This window comes from Pseudomonas sp. E315 (assembly GCF_055406205.1).
In genome coordinates, this window is the sequence record NZ_JBUZPJ010000001.1 from 302494 (window position 1) to 325539 (window position 23046).

The 23046-nt window shown below is 60.3% G+C and carries 2 protein-coding genes; both read left to right on the forward strand.

The features are described 5' to 3' along the window. Positions 1-130: 130 nt before the first annotated feature. Positions 131-11188, forward strand: a complete 11058-nt coding sequence (locus ACZRJQ_RS01655; protein WP_463976671.1) for a non-ribosomal peptide synthase/polyketide synthase — start codon at positions 131-133, stop codon at positions 11186-11188. Further along, positions 11188-22941, forward strand: coding sequence for an amino acid adenylation domain-containing protein (locus ACZRJQ_RS01660; RefSeq protein ID WP_463976672.1), 11754 nt, complete (start codon positions 11188-11190; stop codon positions 22939-22941). The genes ACZRJQ_RS01655 and ACZRJQ_RS01660 overlap by 1 nt, the downstream gene beginning before the upstream one ends. Positions 22942-23046 lie beyond the last annotated feature (105 nt).

A 23046-nucleotide genomic window follows, 5' to 3' on the forward strand; every position in this document is an offset into this window, starting at 1 on the left:
GTGTTGTAACGCTCTTAATTTAGCGGCGGTTAACTCCTGCAACGCTGTATTAATTTTCCTAAGACTTCATCCGTTCCGTAGGGATAGCCGAGCCAATGCTCGATAGCCAAATACGTACGGAAGACGCCAGATGAATGCTGAGAAGTCCCTCAAACTTGCCCGCCGATTCATCGAATTACCGCTGCAAAAACGCCAGTTATTCCTTGATGGTCTGCGTGCAGAAGGGATCGATTTTTCACAGTTTCCGATCCCGGCGGATGTGCCTCAGGCTGATCGGCAGGCGTTATCTTATGCACAGCGGCGCATGTGGTTTTTGTGGCAGTTGGACCCTCACAGCGGTGCTTATAACTTGCCGGGTGCGGTGCGTCTAACGGGCGCACTAAACCTTGCGGCGCTGGAGCAGGCTTTTGTCCACGTGGTGCAGCGCCACGAAACGCTGCGTACCGTGTTTCGCCAAAAGGCCGACGACAGCCTTGAGCAAGTGGCAGTGGCCGAGCCGCTGGAGGTCGAGCGGCTGGACTTGACCCTGCTGCCTTCCATTGAGCGAGAAAAGGCCGTCGCCGCCGAGGCTCAACGACAGTCGCTCAACCCTTTCGATTTGGCCAATGGCCCTTTACTGCGGGTCAAGTTGCTCAAGCTGGCGGAGCAAGAGCATGTGTTGCTGCTGACCTTGCACCACATCGTTTCCGATGGCTGGTCGATGAATGTGTTGATCGACGAATTTATCCGTTGCTACGACGCCTTTGAATGCGGCCAGTTGCCACAACTGGCTGACTTGCCGATTCAGTACAGCGACTACGCACTGTGGCAACGCCGTTGGCTGGAAGCGGGCGAACAAGCGCGTCAGCTTGATTACTGGCAGGCCAAGCTTGGGGATGAGCACCCAGTGCTGGCGCTGCCCGCTGACTACCCGCGCCCGGCAATGCCAAGCTATCGCGGCACTCGCCATGAGTTTGCGCTTGACCCCGCGTTGGTGGATCAACTGCGGGCAGTGGCGCAGCGCCACAACGTCACCCTGTTTATGTTGCTGCTGGGCGCGTTCAATATCTTGTTGCATCGCTACAGTGGTCAAACCGACCTGCGGGTTGGCGTGCCTATCGCCAACCGCAATCGCCGCGAAGTCGAAGGCTTGATCGGGTTTTTCGTCAACACCCAAGTGCTGCGCACGCAACTCAACGCGCAAACCTCGGTGGCCGACTTGCTCCACGCAGTCAAAGAGACCGCGCTCGGGGCTCAGGCCCATCAAGAACTGCCGTTTGAGCAACTGGTTGAAGCGCTCAAGCTGGAGCGCAACCTGAGCCACAACCCGCTGTTTCAAGTGATGTACAACCACCAACCGCAGGTGGCGGACATTGAGGCGGTGAAAACAGCATCGGGTCTGGCGTTAGGCTTGATCGAGTGGGAAGGGCGCACCACTCAGTTCGACCTAAGCCTGGACACGTGGGAAAAAGGCGGTCGTCTGCACGCCGCGCTCACCTATGCCAACGATCTGTTTGATGAATCAACCATCAGCCGCATGGCGCGGCACTGGGGCAACTTGCTGCGTGCGTTGGCTGATAACACCGAACGTCGGATTGGCGAGTTGCCCATGCTTGATGCCAGCGAGCTGCACACTCAAGTGCATGACTGGAACTGCACCCAACAGGCCTACCCAACCCACACTTGCCTGCAACAGCTGATCGAGGCGCAGGTGGCCCGTACGCCCAACGCCCCTGCCTTAGTCATGGGCGCACAGTCTCTGACTTACGCGCAACTTAATGCCCGGGCCAATCAACTGGCCAACAGGCTGCGCGAGCAGGGGGTAGCCCCGGATGTGCTAGTGGGCATTGCGGTTGAGCGTTCGGTAGAAATGGTGGTCGGCTTGCTGGCGATTCTCAAGGCTGGGGGGGCGTATGTGCCATTGGACCCTGAGTACCCGCAAGAGCGTTTGGCCTACATGATCCAAGACAGTGGCATTGCGCTGCTGTTGACCCAGCGTGCGTGGGTGCAAACGTTGCCAGTGGCGGGCATCAACGTGCTGGTGCTGGATCAGGACGCTGACTGGCTCGACGGCTACAGCGCCAGCAACCTGAACATCGCACAAGACCCACAGCATCTGGCGTATGTGATTTACACCTCTGGCTCAACCGGGCGCCCCAAAGGGGCCGGCAACACCCATGCGGCGCTGGTCAATCGCCTGTGCTGGATGCAGCAAGCGTATGGCCTGACGGCTGACGACGCCGTGCTGCAAAAAACCCCTTTCAGCTTTGACGTGTCGGTGTGGGAGTTCTTTTGGCCGTTGCTGACCGGCGCCCGTTTGGTGGTGGCGCAGCCCGGTGAGCATCGCGAGCCTTTGCGCTTGATTGAAACCATTCGCACGCACCGCATTAGCACTCTGCATTTTGTACCGTCGATGTTGCAGGCGTTTATCCATGAAACAGGGGTTGAACAGTGTGCCTGTCTGCGCCGAATTCTGTGCAGCGGTGAAGCGCTGCCAGTGGACGCGCAACAACACGTTTTTGCCAAATTGCCCACTGCCGAGCTGTACAACCTGTATGGCCCGACTGAAGCGGCCATCGACGTGACGCACTGGACCTGCGTTGAAGAGGGCGCGGCCAGCGTGCCGATTGGCTTGCCCATTGCCAACCTGCGCACCGTGGTGCTGGACGCCGATTTGTCGCCTGCAGCACTGGGCGTTGCGGGTGAGTTGTATTTGGGCGGTGCGGGGTTGGCCCGTAGTTATCATCGCCGAGCGGCCTTGACCGCTGAGCGCTTTGTGCCATGCCCGTTCAACGAGGGCGAACGTTTGTATCGCACGGGGGATTTGGTGCGCCAGCGCGTTAATGGCGTCATCGAATACCTGGGGCGGCTCGACCATCAGGTCAAAGTGCGCGGGCTGCGCATTGAACTGGGAGAAATCGAAGCGCGACTGGTCGAGCATGACATCGTGCGTGAGGCCGTGGTGCTGGTGCTCGATGCCAAGCAGTTGGTGGCCTACGTGGTGCTGCAAGCCCCGAACACTGATGACGCTTGGCACGCCACACTGGCGGCCCACCTGCAACGCAGCCTGCCGGAATACATGGTGCCCAGCCACTGGGTGGGGCTTGAGCAACTGCCGCTGTCCCCTAACGGCAAGTTGGAGCGCAAGGCGTTACCGCGCCCTGATGTGTCTGCCGTGCAACAAGGCTATGCAGCGCCGACCAACGTACTGGAGCAGTGCTTGGCCGATATTTGGCAGAGCGTGTTGGGTGTGTCGCAGATCGGGGTCGATGACAACTTTTTTGCCTTGGGCGGCGACTCGATCATTTCAATTCAGGTGGTCAGCCGGGCGCGTCAGGCCGGGATCGCCTTCAGCCCGCGTGACCTGTTTCAGCACCAAACCATTCGCAGTCTGGCCCGGGTGGCGCAGTTGAGCACGCAGACCACGGTTGACCAAGGCTTGGCCAGCGGCGCAGTGGTGCTGGCCCCAGTGCAACAGTGGTTTTTTGAGCAGCCCATGATTGCCCGCCACCACTGGAACCAGTCGTTGCTGCTGCATCCGCGCCAAGCGCTGCAAGCGCCAGTTCTGGAGCAAGCGCTGCGCCAGCTGCTGAGCCACCATGACGCCTTGCGCTTGCGTTTTGAGCAGCGCGACGGCGAGTGGCAGCAGGCCTATGCCGAGCTGCCAGCCGACAACCTGTTGTGGCATCAACAGGCGGCGTCGCCAGATGAACTCAGTGAGATGTGCGAGCAGGCGCAACGCAGCCTCGACCTGCAAAACGGCCCCCTGCTGCGTGCGTTGTTGGTCGAATTGCCTGACCACAGCCAGCGCTTGTTGCTGGTGGTTCATCACTTGGTGGTGGACGGGGTGTCGTGGCGGGTGTTGCTGGAAGACTTACAGCAGTTTTACACCGCACCGCAGCAAGCGCCGTTGGCCAAAACCAGCGGCTATCAAGCCTGGACAGCGCGCCTGCACCACGAAGCACAGTCGCGTGTCGATGAACTGGCGCTGTGGCAGGCGCAACTGGCCGGTGCGTCCAGCGAGCTGCCGTGTGACCGGCCCAATGCGGGGCTGAGCAATCGCCATGCACGTAAAGTGGAGCTCAAACTTGAGGCTGAGCTGACCCGCCAGTTGCTGCAAGTGGCGCCGGCCACTTATCGCACTCAGGTCAATGACTTGCTGTTGACCGCGCTGGCGCGGGTGATCTGCCGCTGGAGCGGACAGGCCAGCAGCTTGATCCAGCTCGAAGGCCACGGTCGCGAAGAGTTGTTTGCCGACGTGGATTTGTCACGCACCGTGGGCTGGTTTACCAGTTTGTTCCCTGTGCAGTTGACGCCCGCCAGCGGGTTGGACGACTCGATCAAGTCCATTAAAGAGCAGTTGCGCAGCGTGCCGGACAAAGGCGTGGGCTATGGCCTGTTGCGTTATTTGGTGGGAGAGCAAGTGGGGGCACAGTTGGCGAATTTGGCCACCCCGCGCATCACCTTCAACTACTTGGGCCAGTTCGACCGCCAGTTTGACGAGCAGGCCCTGTTCGCCCCAGCGGCCGAAAGTGCCGGTTTGGCGCAAGACGAACACGCACCGCTGGCCAACTGGCTGAGTATCGAAGGCCAAGTGTATGGCGGCGAGTTGAACCTGCAATGGACCTACAGTCACGAGATGTTTGATCAGGCGAGCATTCAGGCGCTGGTGGACGATTATCAGCGTGAGCTGACGGGCCTGATTGAGCACTGCGTGACCTGCGAGGCGGGCGGCATGACCCCGTCTGACTTCCCGCTGGCCCGTTTGACCCAGCAGCAACTGGACAACCTCAGCGTACCGGCCAAGGCCATCGAAGACATTTACCCGCTGTCGCCCATGCAGCAGGGTTTGTTGGTGCACACCTTGCTCGAACCGGGTTCAGGCATCTACTTCATGCAAGACCGCTACATCATCGACAGCGAAATTGACCTGCCGCGCTTCACGTCGGCCTGGCACGCCGTGGCCCAGCGTCACGACGCTTTGCGCGCGTCGTTCAGCCTGGACGACGACGGGAACATGCTGCAAATCATCCATCGTGACGCCGCGCCCACCGTGCAGGTACACGACTGGTCGGAGCGTGCGCAGGACGAACACGAGGCCGCGTTGCAACTGTTGCTGGCAGAAGATCGAGCCCAAGGGTTTGATCTGCTCAACACCCCGCCGTTGAGTTTGCGTCTGATCCGCCGCAGTGCCGGGCATTACTGGTTCATCCTCAGCAACCACCACATTTTGATCGACGCGTGGTGTCGCTCGTTGTTGCTGCAAGACTTCTTCGCCCTCTACAGCGGCCAGCGCAACTTGCCACCCGCCGCGCGGTATCGCGACTTTATCCAGTGGCTGCAAGAGCAGGGCGAGCGTGAAGCTCTGAACGCATGGGCAATCGAGCTGGCAGGTTTTGAGCAGCCCACGCCGCTGCCCTTTGATCGGCCTTCGCGCCGTCAAGGCGGCGTGTCGGACATCGGTGATGTGTACGCCGACCTTGAAGTCAGCCAAGGGCGAGCCCTGCGTGAACTGGCTCAACGTTTTCAACTGACCGTCAATACCCTGACCCAAGCCGCGTGGGCGCTGGTATTGCAGCGTTACAGCGGTCTGGATGAAGTGCTGTTCGGCGTCACGGTGGCGGGTCGTCCGATCAGCCGCCCGCAAATGCAGGACACTGTGGGCCTGTTCATTAACAGCATCCCGCTGCGCATGCGTTTGCCCCAGGCCGGGCAAAACGTGACGGTCCGTCAGTGGCTGCAAGACGTGTTTGAGCACAATTTGGCGCTGCGTGAACACGAGCATTTGCCGCTGTTGCAGATACAGGCGTGCAGCGCACTTGAAAAGGGCCAGTCGATTTTCGACAGCCTGTTTGTTTACGAAAACGCCCCGGTTGAAAGCGCAGTGGTCAGTGGGGCGCAACAAATCAGCGCCAAGTCCGACAGCGCCCGTACCCACACCAACTACCCGATGACAGTGGTGGTGTACCCCGGCGATGCGCTGGGCCTGCACTTGTCTTACGACAAACGCTTTTTTGACCAGACCACGGTCGAGCGCTTGTTGGCCGACTTCAAGCGTTTACTGCTGGCCATTGGCGAACAGGCCGACGGCCACTTCGCGGACCTGCCCGTGGTGGATGCCGCTGAACGCGAGCATTTGCTCCAAGCAGGCAACCAAACCGATCACGATTACCCGCTGGCTGATGGCTACGTGCGTTTGTTTGAGGCGCAACGGGCGGCGCGACCTGATCAGGTGGTGGCCACCTGCCTCGACCAACGCTGGACGTACAGCGAGCTGGATGCACGCGCTAACCGTCTCGGTCATGGATTGATCGCCGCAGGTGTGGGCGTCGACCAACCCGTGGCCTTGCTCGCCGAACGCAGCTTGGAGCTACTGGGCATGATGTTGGGCAGCTTCAAAGCAGGGGCCGCTTACTTGCCGTTGGACCCGCAACTGCCGGCTCAGCGTTTGCTCGACTTACTGCAACTGGGCCGCGTGCCTGCGCTGGTGGCCAGTGCCGCTTGCCGTGAGCAGGCCGAGCGCTTATTGGCACAACTGTCGGTTGAGCAGCGCCCACAGCTGTTGGTCTGGGAGCACATACAGAGCGCCGGCTACACCTCTGAACCGCCGGGCATTTACACCGGGCCCAACGCTTTGGCGTACGTGATTTTCACCTCAGGTTCAACCGGCACGCCCAAAGGTGTGATGGTTGAGCAGGCCGGGATGCTCAACAACCAGCTCAGCAAGCAACCGTATTTTGGCCTCGGCAGCGCTGACGTGATCGCGCAGACCGCCTCCCAAAGCTTTGATATTTCGGTGTGGCAGTTTTTGGCGGCGCCGCTGTTTGGCGCCCAAGTGGACATCGTGCCCAACGCCATCGCCCATGATCCAGCAGCCTTGTTGAACCATGTGGCCGCGCGCGGCATCAGCGTGCTGGAGAGCGTGCCTTCACTGATTCAAAGCCTGCTCGATGAGCCGCAAGGTTCCCTGGCGCAGTTGCGCTGGATGTTGCCCACCGGCGAAGCCATGCCGCCAGAGTTGGCACGGCGCTGGTTGCAGCGTTACCCGCAAATCGGTCTGGTTAACGCCTATGGCCCAGCAGAATGTTCCGATGACGTGGCGTTGTTTCGGGTGGATGCCGCTTCTGCCGAAGGGGCGTATCTACCGATTGGCTTGGCCACCGACAACAACCGTTTGTATGTGCTCGACGGCGGGTTGCAGCCCGTGCCGAGCGGCGTGGTGGGCGAATTGTACGTGGCGGGCACGGGGGTGGGGCGAGGCTATTTCGGCGACCCGCAGCGCAGCGCCGCGGTGTTCATGCCCAACCCCTTTGCACAGCAACCGGGTGAGCGTTTGTACCGCACGGGGGACTTGGCTCGCCGCCGTGTAGACGGCCAGTTGGAATATGTGGGCCGCATCGACCAACAGGTCAAAGTGCGCGGTTTTCGTATCGAACTGGGCGAAATTGAATCGCGTTTGCGTGAGTTCGATGGCGTGCGTGAAGCTGCGGTGGTGGTGCAAGACGGCCCCACCGGCAAGGCGTTGGTGGCCTTTGTGGTGGCCCAAGATCAAGCGCAAGCATGGGCTCCGTTGCGTGAGCAATTGAAAGCCGGCCTTAAAGCACAATTGCCCGAATACATGGTGCCGCTGCAATGGTTGCTTTTGCCCAACTTGCCGTTGAGTGCCAACGGCAAGGTTGACCGCAAGGCACTGCCACAGGCGCAGGCTGCGGATTGGCAGCGTGAAGTCATTGCACCTCATGCCGGTATTGAGGCCCGAATTGCCGCGATCTGGCAGCAGGTCTTGAAAGTCGATGCAGTGGGCCGCGATGACAACTTCTTTGAGCTGGGCGGGCATTCGCTGCTGGTGGCGCAAGTGGTATCGCGTGTTCGTCAGCAGTTGAACATCGAGCTGGCGCTGAGCAGCCTGTTTGAAACCAGCGTGCTCAGTGAGTTTGCCGCCCGTTGTGCAGCCCAGCCGCACACTGTCAGCTTGCCCGCGTTGTGCCCGCAGACGCAGGGTGCGCCAAAAGTGCTGTCTTACGCCCAACAACGGCAGTGGATTGTCTGGCAGTTGGACCCCAGCAGCGCCGCGTACAACATTCCGGCAGCCTTGCGGCTTACAGGCACGCTTAATCGTGACGCGCTGTTACGCAGCTTTAATGACCTGCAAGCGCGCCACGAAACCTTGCGCACCACCTTCACTCAAGACGGCGAGCAAGCCCGTGGCGTGTTGCACGCTGATTTGCCGCTGGCACTGCGTGAACTGTCCTTGACTGCGCCAACACCGGCCACCGTTGAATCGCTGGTGGCGGAAGAAATGCGCCAACCCTTTGACCTGCGCAACGGGCCGCTACTGCGGGTGCTGCTGCTCAAGGTCGCCCCCGATGAGCACGTGTTGGTGCTGACGGTGCATCACATCGCCGCCGATGGCTGGTCGATGCAGGTGATGGTCGATGACTTCAACGCGCTGTATTCGGCCCATGTGCAAGGCCAGGCTCCCAGCCTGCCCGACTTGGTGGTGAGTTACGCCGATTACGCGGCTTGGCAGCGTGATGGGTTGCAGGGTGGTGAAGGTGAACGGCAGTTGAGCGCTTGGCGTGCGCGCTTGGGCACCCACCACGCGCCATTGGAATTACCGAGTGAGCTGACCCGTCCGGCGATACGCAGTGAGCGTGGGGCGCGGCTTGAACTGGCGATTGAGCCGCAATTGGCCGTTGGTTTGCGCCAGTTGGCGCAACAGCACAACGTGACGTTGTTCATGCTGTTGCTGGCCAGCTTCCAAAGCGTATTGCACCGTTACAGCGGGCAGTCGGCTATCAATGTCGGCGTGCCCAATGCAGGGCGCGGGCATATAGAAACCGAAGGTTTAATCGGCTTTTTCATCAACACCCAGGTGCTGCGTGCCGAGATCGACGGTCAGCAAACATTCGCCAGCCTGTTGCAGCAGGTCAAGCAAACTGCCTTGTGGGCACAAGCCCATCAGGATCTGCCGTTTGAACAACTGGTCGAAGCCCTGCAACCTGAACGCAGCCTGAGTCACAGCCCGCTGTTTCAGGTGCTGTTCAACCATCAGCGCCAGATTGGCCAGAGTGTTGAGCGCAGCCTGCCGGGCCTGAGCGTGCAGCGCATGAACTGGCAGCAACAGACCGCCCAGTTTGACCTGGCGCTGGACACCGAAGAACAGGGCGAGCAGTTGCACGCCAGCCTGACCTACGCCAGCGAGGTGTACGACGGCGCAACCATCGAGCGTTTAGCCAAACATTGGCAAAACCTGCTGCGCAGCGTGGTGCGTGAGCCGCAACAGCGCATTGCTGAATTGGCGCTGCTCGACGGCGCAGAACAACAGGCGCTGCTTGAACAATGGAACCCGCAGGTACGCATTGAGCCGGTAGCGCCGAACCTGCATCAGTTGTTCGAAGCCCAAGTGGTTGTGCAGCCGCAGGCAGTGGCGCTGCGCTGTGGTGATGAGTGGCTGAGCTATGCCGACCTTAATGCGCAGGCCAACCGTCTGGCGCACAAACTACGCCAACTGGGCGTTGGCCCCGAAGTGCGGGTCGCGATTGCCACAGAGCGCGACATGTCGTTGGTCATCGGGGTATTGGCGATTCTCAAAGCGGGTGGTGCTTATGTGCCGTTGGACCCGCAATACCCCGCCGATCGCTTGAGCTACATGATTGAAGACAGCGGGGTTCAGCTGTTGCTGACCCAAGAGCACCTGCTGGAAAACCTGCCGCCACGGGTGGGCGTGCAAACGTTGTGTCTGGACCACCTGACGTTGGATGGCTTCAGTGAGCAAAACCTGACAACCCTCACCTGTGCCGACAATCTGGCGTACGTGATTTACACCTCCGGTTCCACTGGTCGCCCCAAGGGCGCGCTGTTGACCCACGGCAATGTCACCCGTTTGCTCAGCGCAACAGCGTCCACCTTTGACTTTGGCCCGAATGATGTCTGGACGTTGTTCCACTCATACGCCTTCGACTTTTCGGTGTGGGAGCTGTTCGGCGCGCTGTGTACGGGCGCACGGCTGGTGATCGTGCCGTACTTTATTAGCCGCGAGCCGCAGGCGTTCCATCAATTGTTGTGCGATGAGCAGGTGACGGTGCTCAACCAGACACCCACCGCGTTCCGGCAGTTAATGCCCATTGTCTGCGACAGCCCGCAAGCACTGGCTTTGCGTTGGGTGATTTTCGGCGGCGAGGCACTGGACGTCCCAAGCCTGCGCCCGTGGTACGAGCGCTTCGGCAACCAGCACACCACGCTGGTGAATATGTACGGCATCACCGAAACCACGGTTCACGTCACTTACCGCGCACTGAGCCCGCAGGACTTGGACGCCAAAGTGCAAAGCCCGATCGGACGACCCCTCAGCGACCTGAGCTGGTACTTGCTCGACAGTCAGTTGCAACCGGTAGCGCCGGGGTGTGCCGGCGAGTTGTACATCGCCGGGGCCGGGCTGGCCCGTGGTTATCACGGTCGCGCCGGACTGAGTGCCGAACGCTTTGTACCCAGCCCGTTTGCGGCCGGTGAGCGGTTGTATCGCAGTGGCGATCTGGCGCGCCAACGGGCTGACGGCAATATCGATTACTTGGGGCGCATCGACCAGCAAGTAAAAATTCGCGGGTTCCGCATTGAACTGGGGGAAATCGAAGCCTGCCTCAAGCAGCAAACTGGCGTCGCTGAAGCCGTGTTGAGCGTGCATCAAAGCGCCAACGGCCCGCAGCTTTGCGCTTACGTGGTCGCCAATCCAGCGCCAACTGACCCGTTGCTCTGGCGCGAACATTTACGCGCCGCGCTTGCAGTCGACTTGCCTGACTACATGGTGCCCAGCCATTGGTTGTTGCTCGACGCCTTGCCGCTGACCAGCAACGGCAAACTTGACCGCAAGGCCTTGCCACCCCCCGATGTGCAAGCTTGGCAGCGACCTTACAGCGCGCCGGTGGGTGAACTGGAAGCCCGGCTGGCAGCGATTTGGGCCAGCGTGCTGGAGGTTGAGCGGGTAGGGCGGCATGACAACTTCTTTGAATTGGGCGGGCATTCCTTGCTCGCGGCACAGGCCAATGCTCGGGTCGAGCTGGAATTAGGCGTTGAACTGGCGCTGCGTGCGCTGTTTGAGGCTCCAGACCTGCAAGCCTATGCCGAGCTGGCACAGGCACAAACCCCTGCCGATAACGATGGTCGTCTGAGCGTGCTTGAGTCGCTGCTCGACGAGATGGAGATCAACTGATGGAAAACTCTACCGCCTGGCGTATTGCCAATCGCTTTGCCAGCCTTGCCCCGCAGCAGCGCCGTGAATTTCTGCAAAAAATGCAGGAGCAAGGGGTCAGCTTTGGCCAGTTGCCGATCCCGGTGACTGCAACGGCGGATGAACTCTGTGAGTTGTCTTATGCGCAGCAGCGTCAGTGGTTTTTGTGGCAGCTTGACCCGCAAGGGGCGGCGTACCACATCCCGGCGGCGCTGCGTTTACGCGGCGCTCTAAATGTTGGCGCGTTGCAACACAGTTTTGATGCCTTGCTAACACGCCATCACAGCTTGCGCAGCGTGTTTGTCGAAAAAGACGGTCAGGTACTGCAACAGCTAAAAGCGTGTAAGAACGAGCCCGTGCCTACGCCATTAGCGTTGAGCCGTCATGATTTGCGAACTATGCCGCCAGCGCAGCGCATGCCTGGCGCTTTGGCACTGCTGGAACAGGACATCGCTCAACCCTTCGATTTGCAAAACGGTCCGCTGTTACGCGTGAGCCTGATCCAGCTCGATGACGACGATCATGTGCTGGTGCTGACGCTACACCACATCGTTGCCGATGGCTGGTCGATGGGTGTGCTGGTTGAGGAGTTTTCACAGCTGTACGCGGCCCACGCCCAAGGTAAAACTGTTGACCTGCCGCCGCTGCCGATTCAATACGCGGATTACGCGTTGTGGCAACGACGCTGGATGCAAGCCGGTGAGCTGGAGCGCCAGTTGGACTGGTGGCGCGAGCAATTGGGCAGCGAACAGCCGGTACTGGAGTTACCGGGCGATCGTTCACGGCCCGCGCAATCTTCGCAACAAGGCGCACGCCTGGATTTCACGCTGGATCCAGCGTTGGCCAAGGGTTTGATGGCGTTGGCGCGTCAGTGCGGGGTGACGCCCTTCATGTTGCTGTTGGCCAGTTTTCAGGCCTTGTTGTACCGCTACAGCGGCCAGAAGGACCTTCGCGTCGGCGTGCCTGTGGCCAACCGTAATCGCGCTGAAACCCGTGGTTTGATTGGTTTTTTCGTTAACACCCAAGTGTTGCGTGCCGAGCTGGACGGGCAATTGCCATTCGCCCGGTTGCTGGAGCAAACCCGCGACCGTTCGCTGAATGCCCAAGGCTACCAAGACCTGCCCTTCGAGCGTTTGGTGCAGGCGTTGCAAGGCGAGCGCAGCCTGAGTCACAGCCCGTTGTTCCAAGTGATGTTCAATCACCAGCAAAGCCGGCCTGGCGCGCTGGGTGCGATGTTGGCCGGACTGCACGTCGAAAGTCTTGAGTGGCAAGCCCGCACCACACAATTTGACCTGCAACTGGACACCCACGAGGAAGGTGAGCAGTTGATGGCCAGCCTGACTTACGCCACAGATTTGTTTGATGCTGAACGTATCGAGCGTCTGGCTGGGCACTGGCGCAACCTGTTGGCCGCGATTGTGGCCAACCCGGAGTGTGCAGTGGGTGAACTGGCAATGTTGGCCGCGCACGAAGTTGAAACCACGTTGTACGGTTTGAATGCCACACAGCAGCGCTATCCCGGCCCGGAATGTGTGCATCTGCACATCGAAGCTCAAGCGGCGGCAACCCCGCAGGCCTGTGCGCTGGTGTTGGCTAATCAGCGCTTGAGCTATGAGGCGCTGAACCAGCGGGCCAATCGTTTGGCGCATCATTTGCGTAAATTGGGTGTCGGCCCAGAAGTGCGGGTGGGCGTGGCCTGTGAGCGTTCGCTGGAGCTGGTGATCGGCCTGCTGGCCATTCTCAAGGCCGGTGGCGCCTATGTGCCGCTCGATCCTGAATACCCGGCTGAACGTTTGGCTTACATGTTTGAAGACAGCGGCATCAGCCTGTTGCTGACTCATGCTCCCGTGCAGGCCAGTTTGCAGCTGCCTGAAGGCTTGCCCGTGGTGTGTCTGGAGGCGAGCGAAGAGGCGTGGGCAGAGCACAGCAGCGACAACCTGCCCAACCTCACCAGCGCCCACAATTTGGCGTATGTGATTTACACCTCGGGCTCAACGGGCCGTCCAAAAGGCGCGGGCAACAGTCATGGCGCGTTGTACAACCGTTTGGCCTGGATGCAAGAGGCCTATGGCCTGAGCACGGCGGATCGAGTGCTACAAAAAACCCCCTTCAGCTTCGATGTGTCGGTGTGGGAGTTTTTTTGGCCATTGATGCACGGCGCAACGCTGGTGGTGGCCGAGCCCGGAGCCCATCGCGACCCGCAGCAACTGGCGGCGTTGATTGTCGAGCAAGCGATTACCACGCTGCACTTTGTGCCCTCCATGCTGCAAGCCTTTATCGGCGCCGATGAGGCCGCGCAGTGCGACTCTTTGCGGCGTATTGTGTGCAGCGGCGAAGCTTTGCCGATGGCATTGCAACGGCAAACCTTGCGCACGCTGCCCAAGGCTGCGCTGTACAACTTGTATGGCCCCACCGAAGCGGCCATCGACGTCACCCATTGGACGTGCGTTGAAGAAGGGCGCGACAGCGTGCCTATCGGGCGCCCCATCGCCAACCTGCGCACCTACATCCTCAGCCCGCAATTACGGGCGTTGCCCAGTGGTGCGATTGGTGAATTGTATTTGGCAGGCGTCGGGTTGGCGCGGGGGTATCACGATCGCCCGGCGCTGACCGCCGAGCGTTTTGTGGTTGACCCCTTTGGCAGTGGCGAACGCCTGTATCGCACCGGAGACCTAGCGCGTTACCGCACAGACGGCGCCATCGAATACTGCGGGCGTATCGACCATCAAGTGAAAATTCGCGGGCTGCGCATTGAACTGGGAGAAATCGAAGCGCGCCTGCAAGAACATCCGCAGGTGCAAGAAGCGGTGGTGCTGGCGCTGGACAATCAGTTGGTGGCGTACCTGGTGCCCAGCGATGTGCAGTTGCTCAATCTCCCGGATGCGCAAGCCCCGTGGCGTGAAGCCCTGAAGGCGCATTTGCTGCTGAGTTTGCCGGACTACATGGTGCCCACGCACTTGATGCTCATTGACAGCATGCCGTTGAGCCCTAACGGCAAGCTGGAGCGCAAATTGTTGCCCGCGCCACAAGTGAGTGTCAGCCAGCGCACCTTTGAAGCCCCGCGTAGCGACAACGAACGCCAGTTGGCGGCCATCTGGGAGCAGGTGCTGGGGGTTGAGCGAGTCGGGCGTCAGGACAACTTTTTTGAGCTGGGCGGCGACTCGATCATCTCAATTCAAGTGGTCAGCCGTGCGCGGCGCGCGGGTTTGCGTTTACAGCCACGGGACTTGTTTCAACAGCCAACTTTGCAGGCTCTGGCTGGCGTCGTCAGTCAACATGCGGCGCCGCAGATTGCCCAAGGGCCGGTGCTCGGCACGCAAACCCTGACCCCGGTGCAACAGTGGTTTTTTGACAACCAGACCGTTCAAACTCAGCACTGGAACCAGTCGGTGCTGCTGCATGTGCGCGAGCCGCTGGACCTTTTGCGTTTGCAAAACGCTGTGCAGCAGGTGTTGGCTCAGCACGATGCGTTGCGCTTGCAGTTTCGTCAGGTGAACGGGCAATGGAGTGGACGCTACGTGCCGCTGGACAGCGCGGCGGCCACCGACTTGTTGTGGACGGCGCAGGTGCAAAGCGACGAGGCGCTGCAAGGGTTGTGCGATGAAGCCCAGCGCAGTCTGTCACTGCACGATGGCCCGCTAATGCGGGCGGTGTTGATTGATCACGAAGCGGGCGCTCAGCGCTTGTTGTTGGTCATTCACCACTTGGTGGTGGACGGCGTGTCGTGGCGGGTGCTGCTCGAAGACCTGCAAGCAGCTTACGCCGGGCAAGCGCTGGCGCAAAAAACCAGCGCGCTGCAGGACTGGGCCACGCAGTTGAGTGCCTATGCCAACAGCGACGTTTTGGCGGCCGAGTTGGCGTGGTGGCAACAACAGGCGCAGGGTGTGAGTGGTCAGTTGCCCGGTGCCCGGGCCCAGGGCAGCCAAGCGTTGCGCCATCGTCAGGTGGTGAGCGTGGGGCTGGATCGCGAGCAGACGCGCCAGCTGTTGCAACATGCTCCGGCGGCGTATCGCACGCAGATCAACGACCTGTTGCTCACCGCTGTGGCCCGCGCCATGTGTGACTGGACGGGTGAATCGGCCGCCTTGATTCAACTGGAAGGCCACGGCCGCGAAGACCTGTTTGAGCAACTCGACCTGACCCGCACCGTAGGCTGGTTTACCAGCCTGTTTCCGGTCAAATTGACTCCGGCGCCTGACATGGGCGCATCAATCAAAGCCATCAAACAGCAACTGCGCGAAGTGCCGGGCAAAGGCTTGGGCTTTGGTCTGTTGCGTTATCAAGGGGACGCTGGCGCCCAAGCCAGCCTGGCGGCATTGGCGCCTGCGCGGGTGACGTTCAATTACCTGGGGCAGTTTGATCAGAGCTTTGGCGAGGATGCGCTCTTTGTGCCTGCCAAAGAGGCCAGTGGCGCGGCGCAAAGTCTGGATTCGCCATTGGCCAATTGGCTGTCCATAGACGGACAGGTGTTTGGCGGCGAGCTGAAGCTGGACCTAAGTTTCAGCCAAGAATGCTTCGACAAAGCGGATATTCAAACCTTGGCTTCGGGCCTTGAAGCGCACTTGCAGGCGCTGGTGCAGCATTGCGTTAACCCGCTAAACAGCGGTGTTACTCCGGCGGATTTCCCACTGGCTCATCTGACTCAAGCACAGCTCGACCAACTGGCCGTGCCTGCGCGGCAGATCGAAGACCTGTATCCGCTGTCGCCGATGCAAAGCGGTTTGCTGTTTCACAGCCTGTATGAGCCGCAGGCCGGGGCTTACGTCAATCAGTTAAGCGTTGAAACCCAAGGGCTGGACGCTGAGCGATTAGCTCAGGCATGGCAAGCCACCTTGGACGCACACCCGATTTTGCGCAGTGGTTTCTACTGGCCGCAGGGTGCGACCGCGCCTGTGCAAATCGTGCAGCACTCACTGCAATTACCACTCACGTTGCTCGATTGGCGCGGCCGTACCGATCAAGCAGCAGAGCTTGCCTTGTTGGCCCGCAGCGAACGTTTGCAATTCGATCCGGCCCAGCCGCCGTTGTTGCGTTTGGCGCTGGTGCGCCTCGACGACCAGCGTCAGCAGCTTATTTACACCCATCACCATTTGCTGCTCGATGGCTGGAGCAATGCCTTGCTGCTGGGTGAGGTGTTGCAGCGCTATGCCGGGGTGGAAGTGGCGACGCATCAGGGGCGTTTTGCGCACTACATTGGCTGGTTGCAAACCCAGGATGCGCTGGCAGACGAAGTGTTTTGGCGCGAGCAACTGCAGACGCTGGAAAACCCGACGTTGCTCGCACAAAGCGTGGTGTATACAGATTTGGAGGACACCCACGAATACGCAGACCATCGGCAACTGTTTGATGCACGCAGCAGCGCAGAGTTTGCAGCATTCGCCCGCCAGCACAGCATCACCCTCAACACGTTGGTGCAGGGCGCATGGGCGGTGTTGTTGCAGCGTTACAGCGCTCAGCAGACGGTCGCGTTTGGCGCGACAGTGTCGGGCCGCCCCGTAGATCTGCCGGGTGCTGAAGACCAGCTCGGCCTGTTTATCAATACGCTGGCGGTTATCAGCCAGCCTCAGGCCACCGAAAGCGTGGCCCAGTGGCTGAGCCGTTTGCAGGCGCACAACTTGGCGCTGCGTGAGCACGAGTTCACGGCGTTGAACGATGTGCAGCGTTGGGCGGGCCGCGCCGGTGAGCCGTTATTCGACAGCTTGCTGGTGTTCGAGAACTTCCCGATTGCCGAGGCGTTGCAGCAAGGCGCGCCAGACGGCTTGAGCTTTTCGCTGCCAGACAACCATGAGCGCACTAACTACCCATTGACCTTGGCGGCGGTCAGCGAAGGTCAATTGAGCCTGACGTGGAGTTACCTGCTCAGCCATTTCAACCCGACAGCCATTGCACGCATGAGTGAGCATCTGGCGTGCCTGCTGCATGCGATGGTTGCCGCGCCGCAGGCCTGTTTGGGGCAATTGCCGTTGTTGAGCAAGGCCGAGCAACACCAGCAATTGCACGAATGGAACCCTGCGCCGGGCCTACCAACTGAGCGCTGTGTGCATCAGTTGATTGAAGCGCAGGCAGCGATTCGTCCTGACGCCACGGCGCTAATGTTTGCCGACTCGCAGTTCAGCTACGCCGACCTCAATCAGCGGGCTAACCGCTTGGCCTATCGTCTGCGTGAGCTGGGTATTGGCCCGGAAGTGCGGGTTGGATTGGCGGTGGAGCGCTCGGCGCAGATGATCATAGGCTTGCTGGCAATTCTTAAAGCCGGGGGGGCTTACGTGCCGCTTGACCCGGCCTACCCGGCAGAGCGTTTGGGCTATTTGATGCAGGATAGCGGCATTGCGCTATTGCTCAGCCAATCATGGTTGCGCAGCCACTTGCCGCAGATCGACGGCTTGCCGGTGTTGGAGTTGGATTGCGAAGAACTGGCCCATTTACCGGGTGAGAACCTGATCAATCTGACCCATGGGCAGAACCTTGCGTACCTGATTTACACCTCGGGCTCCACTGGGCGCCCCAAAGGGGTCAGCGTGGCTCACGGCCCGCTGGCCATGCACTGTCAGTCGATTGGTGAGCTGTATGGCATGACCCCGGATGATCGAGAGCTGCAATTTGCCTCCATCAGTTTTGACGGCGCCCACGAACGTTGGCTAACCCCGCTGGTGTTTGGTGCTGCGCTGATGCCGCGCGACGACGAGGTGTGGAGTGCTCAACGCACCTGCGAAGAGATTCAGCGTCACGGCATCACCATCGCTTGCTTCACCCCCAGCTACTTGCTGCAAATGGCCGATTACATTGGCGAAGCAGGGCGTAAATTGCCGATTCGCTCCTACACGGTGGGTGGCGAAGGCATGCCCAAGCACGCGTTTGATCAAGTGCAGCGTGTGTTGCAACCCCCTCGCATCATCAACGGATATGGCCCGACGGAAACTGTGATTACGCCGCTGATCTGGTGTGCGTACCCCGACACTCAATTTGACTCGGCTTTCTTGCCCATCGGCCGACCTGTGGGTGAGCGCAGCGCGTACGTGCTGGACGCCACCCTGCAACCGCTGCCAGTGGGGGTAGCCGGTGAGTTGTATTTGGGCGGCGAAGGCATCGCCCGTGGTTACCATCAGCGCCCGGCATTGACCGCCGAACGCTTTGTGCCTGACCCCTTTGTGCCGGGGGCGCGGCTGTATCGCAGCGGTGACTTGGCGCGTTTACGGGACGATGGGGTGGTCGAGTACCTGGGTCGCATCGACCAGCAGGTAAAAATTCGCGGGTTCCGTATTGAACTGGGCGAGATCGAAGCCTGCCTGCTCGAACACCAAGCCGTGCGCGAAGCCTTTGTCGTGGACCGCGAAGGCCCGGTCAGTCGGCAGTTGGTGGGGTATGTGGTGGCGCGTGATCGGTTGGCGGATGAAGGCCTGTTACGTGAAAGCGTGATGAGCCATCTGCGCAGCCGCTTGCCAGCGCACATGCTGCCTGCACACCTGATGTGTTTGGCGGCCTTGCCCTTGACCCCCAATGGCAAGCTGGATCGTCAGGCCTTGCCTGCCCCCGAGGCCAGCCGGCACGTGGCTGATCGCATAGCGCCGAGCACGCCCGCCGAAACGTTGTTGGCCGATATTTGGCAAGAGTTGCTGGGACTGGAGGCCATTGGCGTCACTGAAAACTTCTTTGAGCTGGGTGGCGATTCGATTATTTCGCTGCAAGCGGTCAGCCGTGCGGGAGCATTAGGGCTGGCGTTTACGCCCAAGCAATTGTTCGAAGCGCAAACCATTCGGGCGCTGGCAGCAGTGGCGATCAATGCCCAGCCGCAAGTGCCGACGGCAATTCAAACCTTGCCTTTTGCCCAAGTGCCGGGCGCGGTGCAGGTGGATCGCAGCGTGCTGGACGACGTGTACCCGTTGTCGCCAATGCAGCAAGGCATGTTGTTTCACTGCATTGAATCGCCGGAACTGAACCTGTACGTCAATCAGCTCAGCGTGGCGGTGCAGGGTTTGCAGGTGACGCGTTTTCGCGCCGCATGGCAGACCTTGCTGGAACGCCATGAAGTGCTGCGCGCCGCGTTTATGTGGCGCGATGGTTTAGCCGACCCGTTGCAAGCGGTGTATCAACACGCCGAGTTGCCGATTGTTGAACTGGACTGGCGTGAACATGCCGCCCCTGAGCAGGCGCTGTTGACGCTGGCAGCGGACGATCAGGCCCGAGGTTTTGATTTGAGCTGCCCGCCGCTGATGCGCTTCACACTGGTGCGTTTGGGTGAAAACCAGTTCCAGATGATCTGGACCTACCACCACTTGCTGCTGGACGGCTGGAGCGCTTCGCGCTTGCTGGGCGAGATGCTGCGTCTTTATGCCAAGCAGGCATTGCCGGCCCTGAATGGGCGTTATGCCGATTACATTCATTGGCTGGCGCGTCAGGATGTAACCACCGCCGAGGGTTTTTGGCGTGAACGGTTGGGCACGCTGCAAGTGCCAACGATGTTGGCCAATGCCAGCAATACCGATGGCAGTGGTCATGGCGTGCTGTATAGCTATTTGGACAGTGAGGCGACTGGCCGTTTGCATGCCTTCGCCAATGCTCAGCGGGTCACGTTAAACACCGTGGTGCAAGCGGCTTGGCTGTTGCTGTTGCAGCGTCATACCGGACAACGCAGCGTGGCGTTCGGGGCCACAGTGGCAGGGCGACCGACACAATTGGCCGGGGCCCAAGACATGCTGGGGCTGTTTATCAATACCTTGCCGGTGATCCAGACCCTGGACCCACAACAGGCACTGGGCGACTGGTTGCGCCAGTTGCAGGACTACAACCTGGCAATCCGCGACTTTGAACACACGCCGCTGGCGGATATTCAGCGCTGGGCCGGACAGGGCGGCCAAGGGTTGTTCGACAGCATCATCGTGTTTGAAAACCATCCGGTGGACCGCGCGTTACGCGGCGAACAGGACGGCGAGTTGACCTTTGCCGAGGTGGGCAGCGGCGGGGTGACGAACTTCCCGATGGACTTGATGGTCAGTGCCACCGATCAAGGGCTGGAGGTGGAGTATCTGTACCTGCGCGAGCGTTTTTCGGCGCAGGACGTGGAGCGGATTCGGGCTCAGCTAGAAGGTTTGTTGGTCCAACTGCCGTTGGATGCGCAGCGCCTGATCGGTGAGATTGGCTTGGCGCAGGCACGCATTGAGCGGGCGCAAGGGCCGGTGCCCGTAGTCGATGTGCTACAAGGTTTTATCGCGCAGGTGCAGCGTCAGCCCCAGGCTCGGGCGTTGACGTGTGAGGGCCGTGAGCTGAGTTACGCCCAACTGAACGATCAAGCTGATGGGCTGGCGGCCCGTTTACAAGCCCAAGGCATCGGCCCGGAAATGTTAGTGGCGATTGCTTTACCGCGCTCGGAACAAACGGTGGTGGCGTTTTTGGCCGTGCTCAAGGCGGGGGCTGCGTATCTGCCGCTGGATCTGGATTACCCGGCCGAACGATTGGCGTTTATGTTGGCTGACGCCCAAGCGAGCCTGTTGTTGTGCAACAGCGATGTGGATCAGCGAGGGGTGTTGAGTGCTGCGACGCCACGGCTGTTGCTTGATCAACTCAGCGACGAAGCTGTAATGCCGTGCCCGGTTGAGTCATTGGGCGGGCACTTGGCGTATCTGATTTACACCTCAGGCTCTACCGGGCAGCCCAAAGGGGTGGCCGTGGCCCGTGAGCCGATTGCGCAGCATTGCCAAGGCATTATTGGGCTTTATGAGTTGAGCCCTGAAAGCCGCGAACTGCACTTTATGTCGTTCGCTTTCGACGGCGCGCAAGAGCGCTGGCTCAGTGTGTTGCTGGCAGGTGGCAGCTTGGTGATTCGCGATGACAACGTGTGGACGCCTGAACACACGTTGCAGGTGTTGCATCAACAGCAGGTGACGGTGGCGTGCTTCCCGCCCGCCTATTTGCAACAACTGGCGGAAGTGGCCTTGACCCAAGGCAAGCCGCCAGCGGTACACACTTACTGCTTTGGCGGCGATGCAGTGCCGGATGCCAGCTTTGAGCTGGTCAAGCGGGCGCTGCAACCTCAACGTTTGGTCAATGGTTATGGCCCGACAGAAACCGTGGTCACGCCGTTGCTGTGGCGTGCCGAGGCCGCAGACTGTTGTGACGCGGCGTATGCGCCGATTGGTCGTGGCGTTGCCGGGCGTGGGGTGTACGTGCTGGACGCGGACATGAACCCATTGCCAGTGGGGGTGAGTGGCGAGCTGTATCTGGGTGGCGACTGTTTGGCCCGTGGTTATCACCATCAGCCGGGCTTGAGTGCGGAGCGTTTTGTGCCCGACCCGTTTCAGGCCGCAGGCGGGCGCATGTACCGCACGGGCGACTTGGTGCGCCAGCGCGAGTGCGGTTTGATCGATTACCTGGGCCGTTTGGATCAGCAGGTAAAAATCCGCGGCTTCCGAATCGAATTAGGGGAAATCGAAGCCCGATTGCGTCAATGCGAGGGTGTGCAGGATGCGGCGGTCAAAGTGATCGAAGGCGTTACGGGCAAGCAACTGGTGGGGTATGTGGTGGCTGCTGCCAGCGCCACACTGGAGCGCGAAATCAAAGCGCACTTGCAAGCGCAACTGCCCGATTACATGGTGCCGACGCACATTGTGCAGTTGGCGAGCTTGCCGCTGTCAGCCAACGGCAAGCTGGATCGCCGGGCACTGCCTGAGCCGCAACTCGCTCAAGGTCATTACCGTGCGCCGCGCAATGCGCTGGAGCAGGCATTAGCTGATATTTGGCAGGACGTCTTGGGGTTGGAGCAGGTGGGCATCGACGATAACTTCTTTGAGTTGGGCGGTGATTCGCTGCAAGTGCTCAAGGTGATTTCGCGGGTGCGCAACCAGCCACAGCTTGGGTTCAGCCTCAAGTTGCGCGATTTGATGCAAAAGCCCTGTATTGCTCAGCTGAGTGGCTTTGAGCCGGTCACGGTGGCGCAAGCATCCGACCCATTGTTGGCGCTCAACAGCCGAGTCAGCGCGGTGCCGCCGTTGTTTTGCCTGCATGCAGGTTTTGGCACCGTGTTCGACTACGAACCGCTGGCCCGTAAATTGGATGGGCGGCGCAGCGTCTATGGAATGCAATGCCGCATGTTGTTGGACCCGCAGTGGCAGGACACCTCCTTGCAGGCGATGGCGCAGGCCTATGCCCAGAGGATTCGTCAACAACAGGCCGACGGTCCGTATCACTTGCTGGGCTGGTCGCTGGGTGGGGCGCTGACCTTGCTGGTGGCTCAGGCGCTGGAAGCACAAGGGCAGCAGGTTGCGTTCGCCGGGTTGGTGGACAGTTATGTGGCGGGCACGGCGCAGGCGAGTGATGGGCGCGAAGATTTGCAGGACTTTTTACGCTTTGTGCTGGGGGCATCTGAAAGCGAAGCGCAGGCGTTGAGTGCAAACAGCGCGCTGAGTGCTGAGCAGGTGATCGAAGCGGCGATGACTGAGCCGCGCAGCAGTTTGGGCGAACACGGTTTGTTGGGCGCGGCTGAACTGAGCCACATCTTTGCCGTGGGCGAACGCCTCAAGCAGTTGGCGCTGGGGCAAGCAACATTGCCCAACACCCGAGTTCAGGCGCATCACTGGTGGGTAGCCGGGCGTGAAGATGAGCGCCGTGTGCATGCCGCACAAACGGGGGCTGGTGCCAGCCATTGGGTGTTGGGCGTCAGTCACTATGAGTTGCTGTGTAACAACACGTTGTTGGCGCAATTGGATGAACTGTTGGCGGGTCAGCCCGAACGTGTGAGCTAAGTCACAGTGGGCGCAAGCTTGCTCGCGATCAGGCGATTCATTGCCACAAGGGGATCGCGAGCAATCTGGCGCTTACACAGGTGTGTTCTGAACTCATCACGCGGA

Coding starts and splice junctions, on each gene's coding strand:
- ACZRJQ_RS01660 (WP_463976672.1), top strand. CDS start 11,188: ATGGAAAACTCTACCGCCTGGCGTATTGCCAATCGCTTTGCCAGCCTT.
- ACZRJQ_RS01655 (WP_463976671.1), top strand. CDS start 131: ATGAATGCTGAGAAGTCCCTCAAACTTGCCCGCCGATTCATCGAATTA.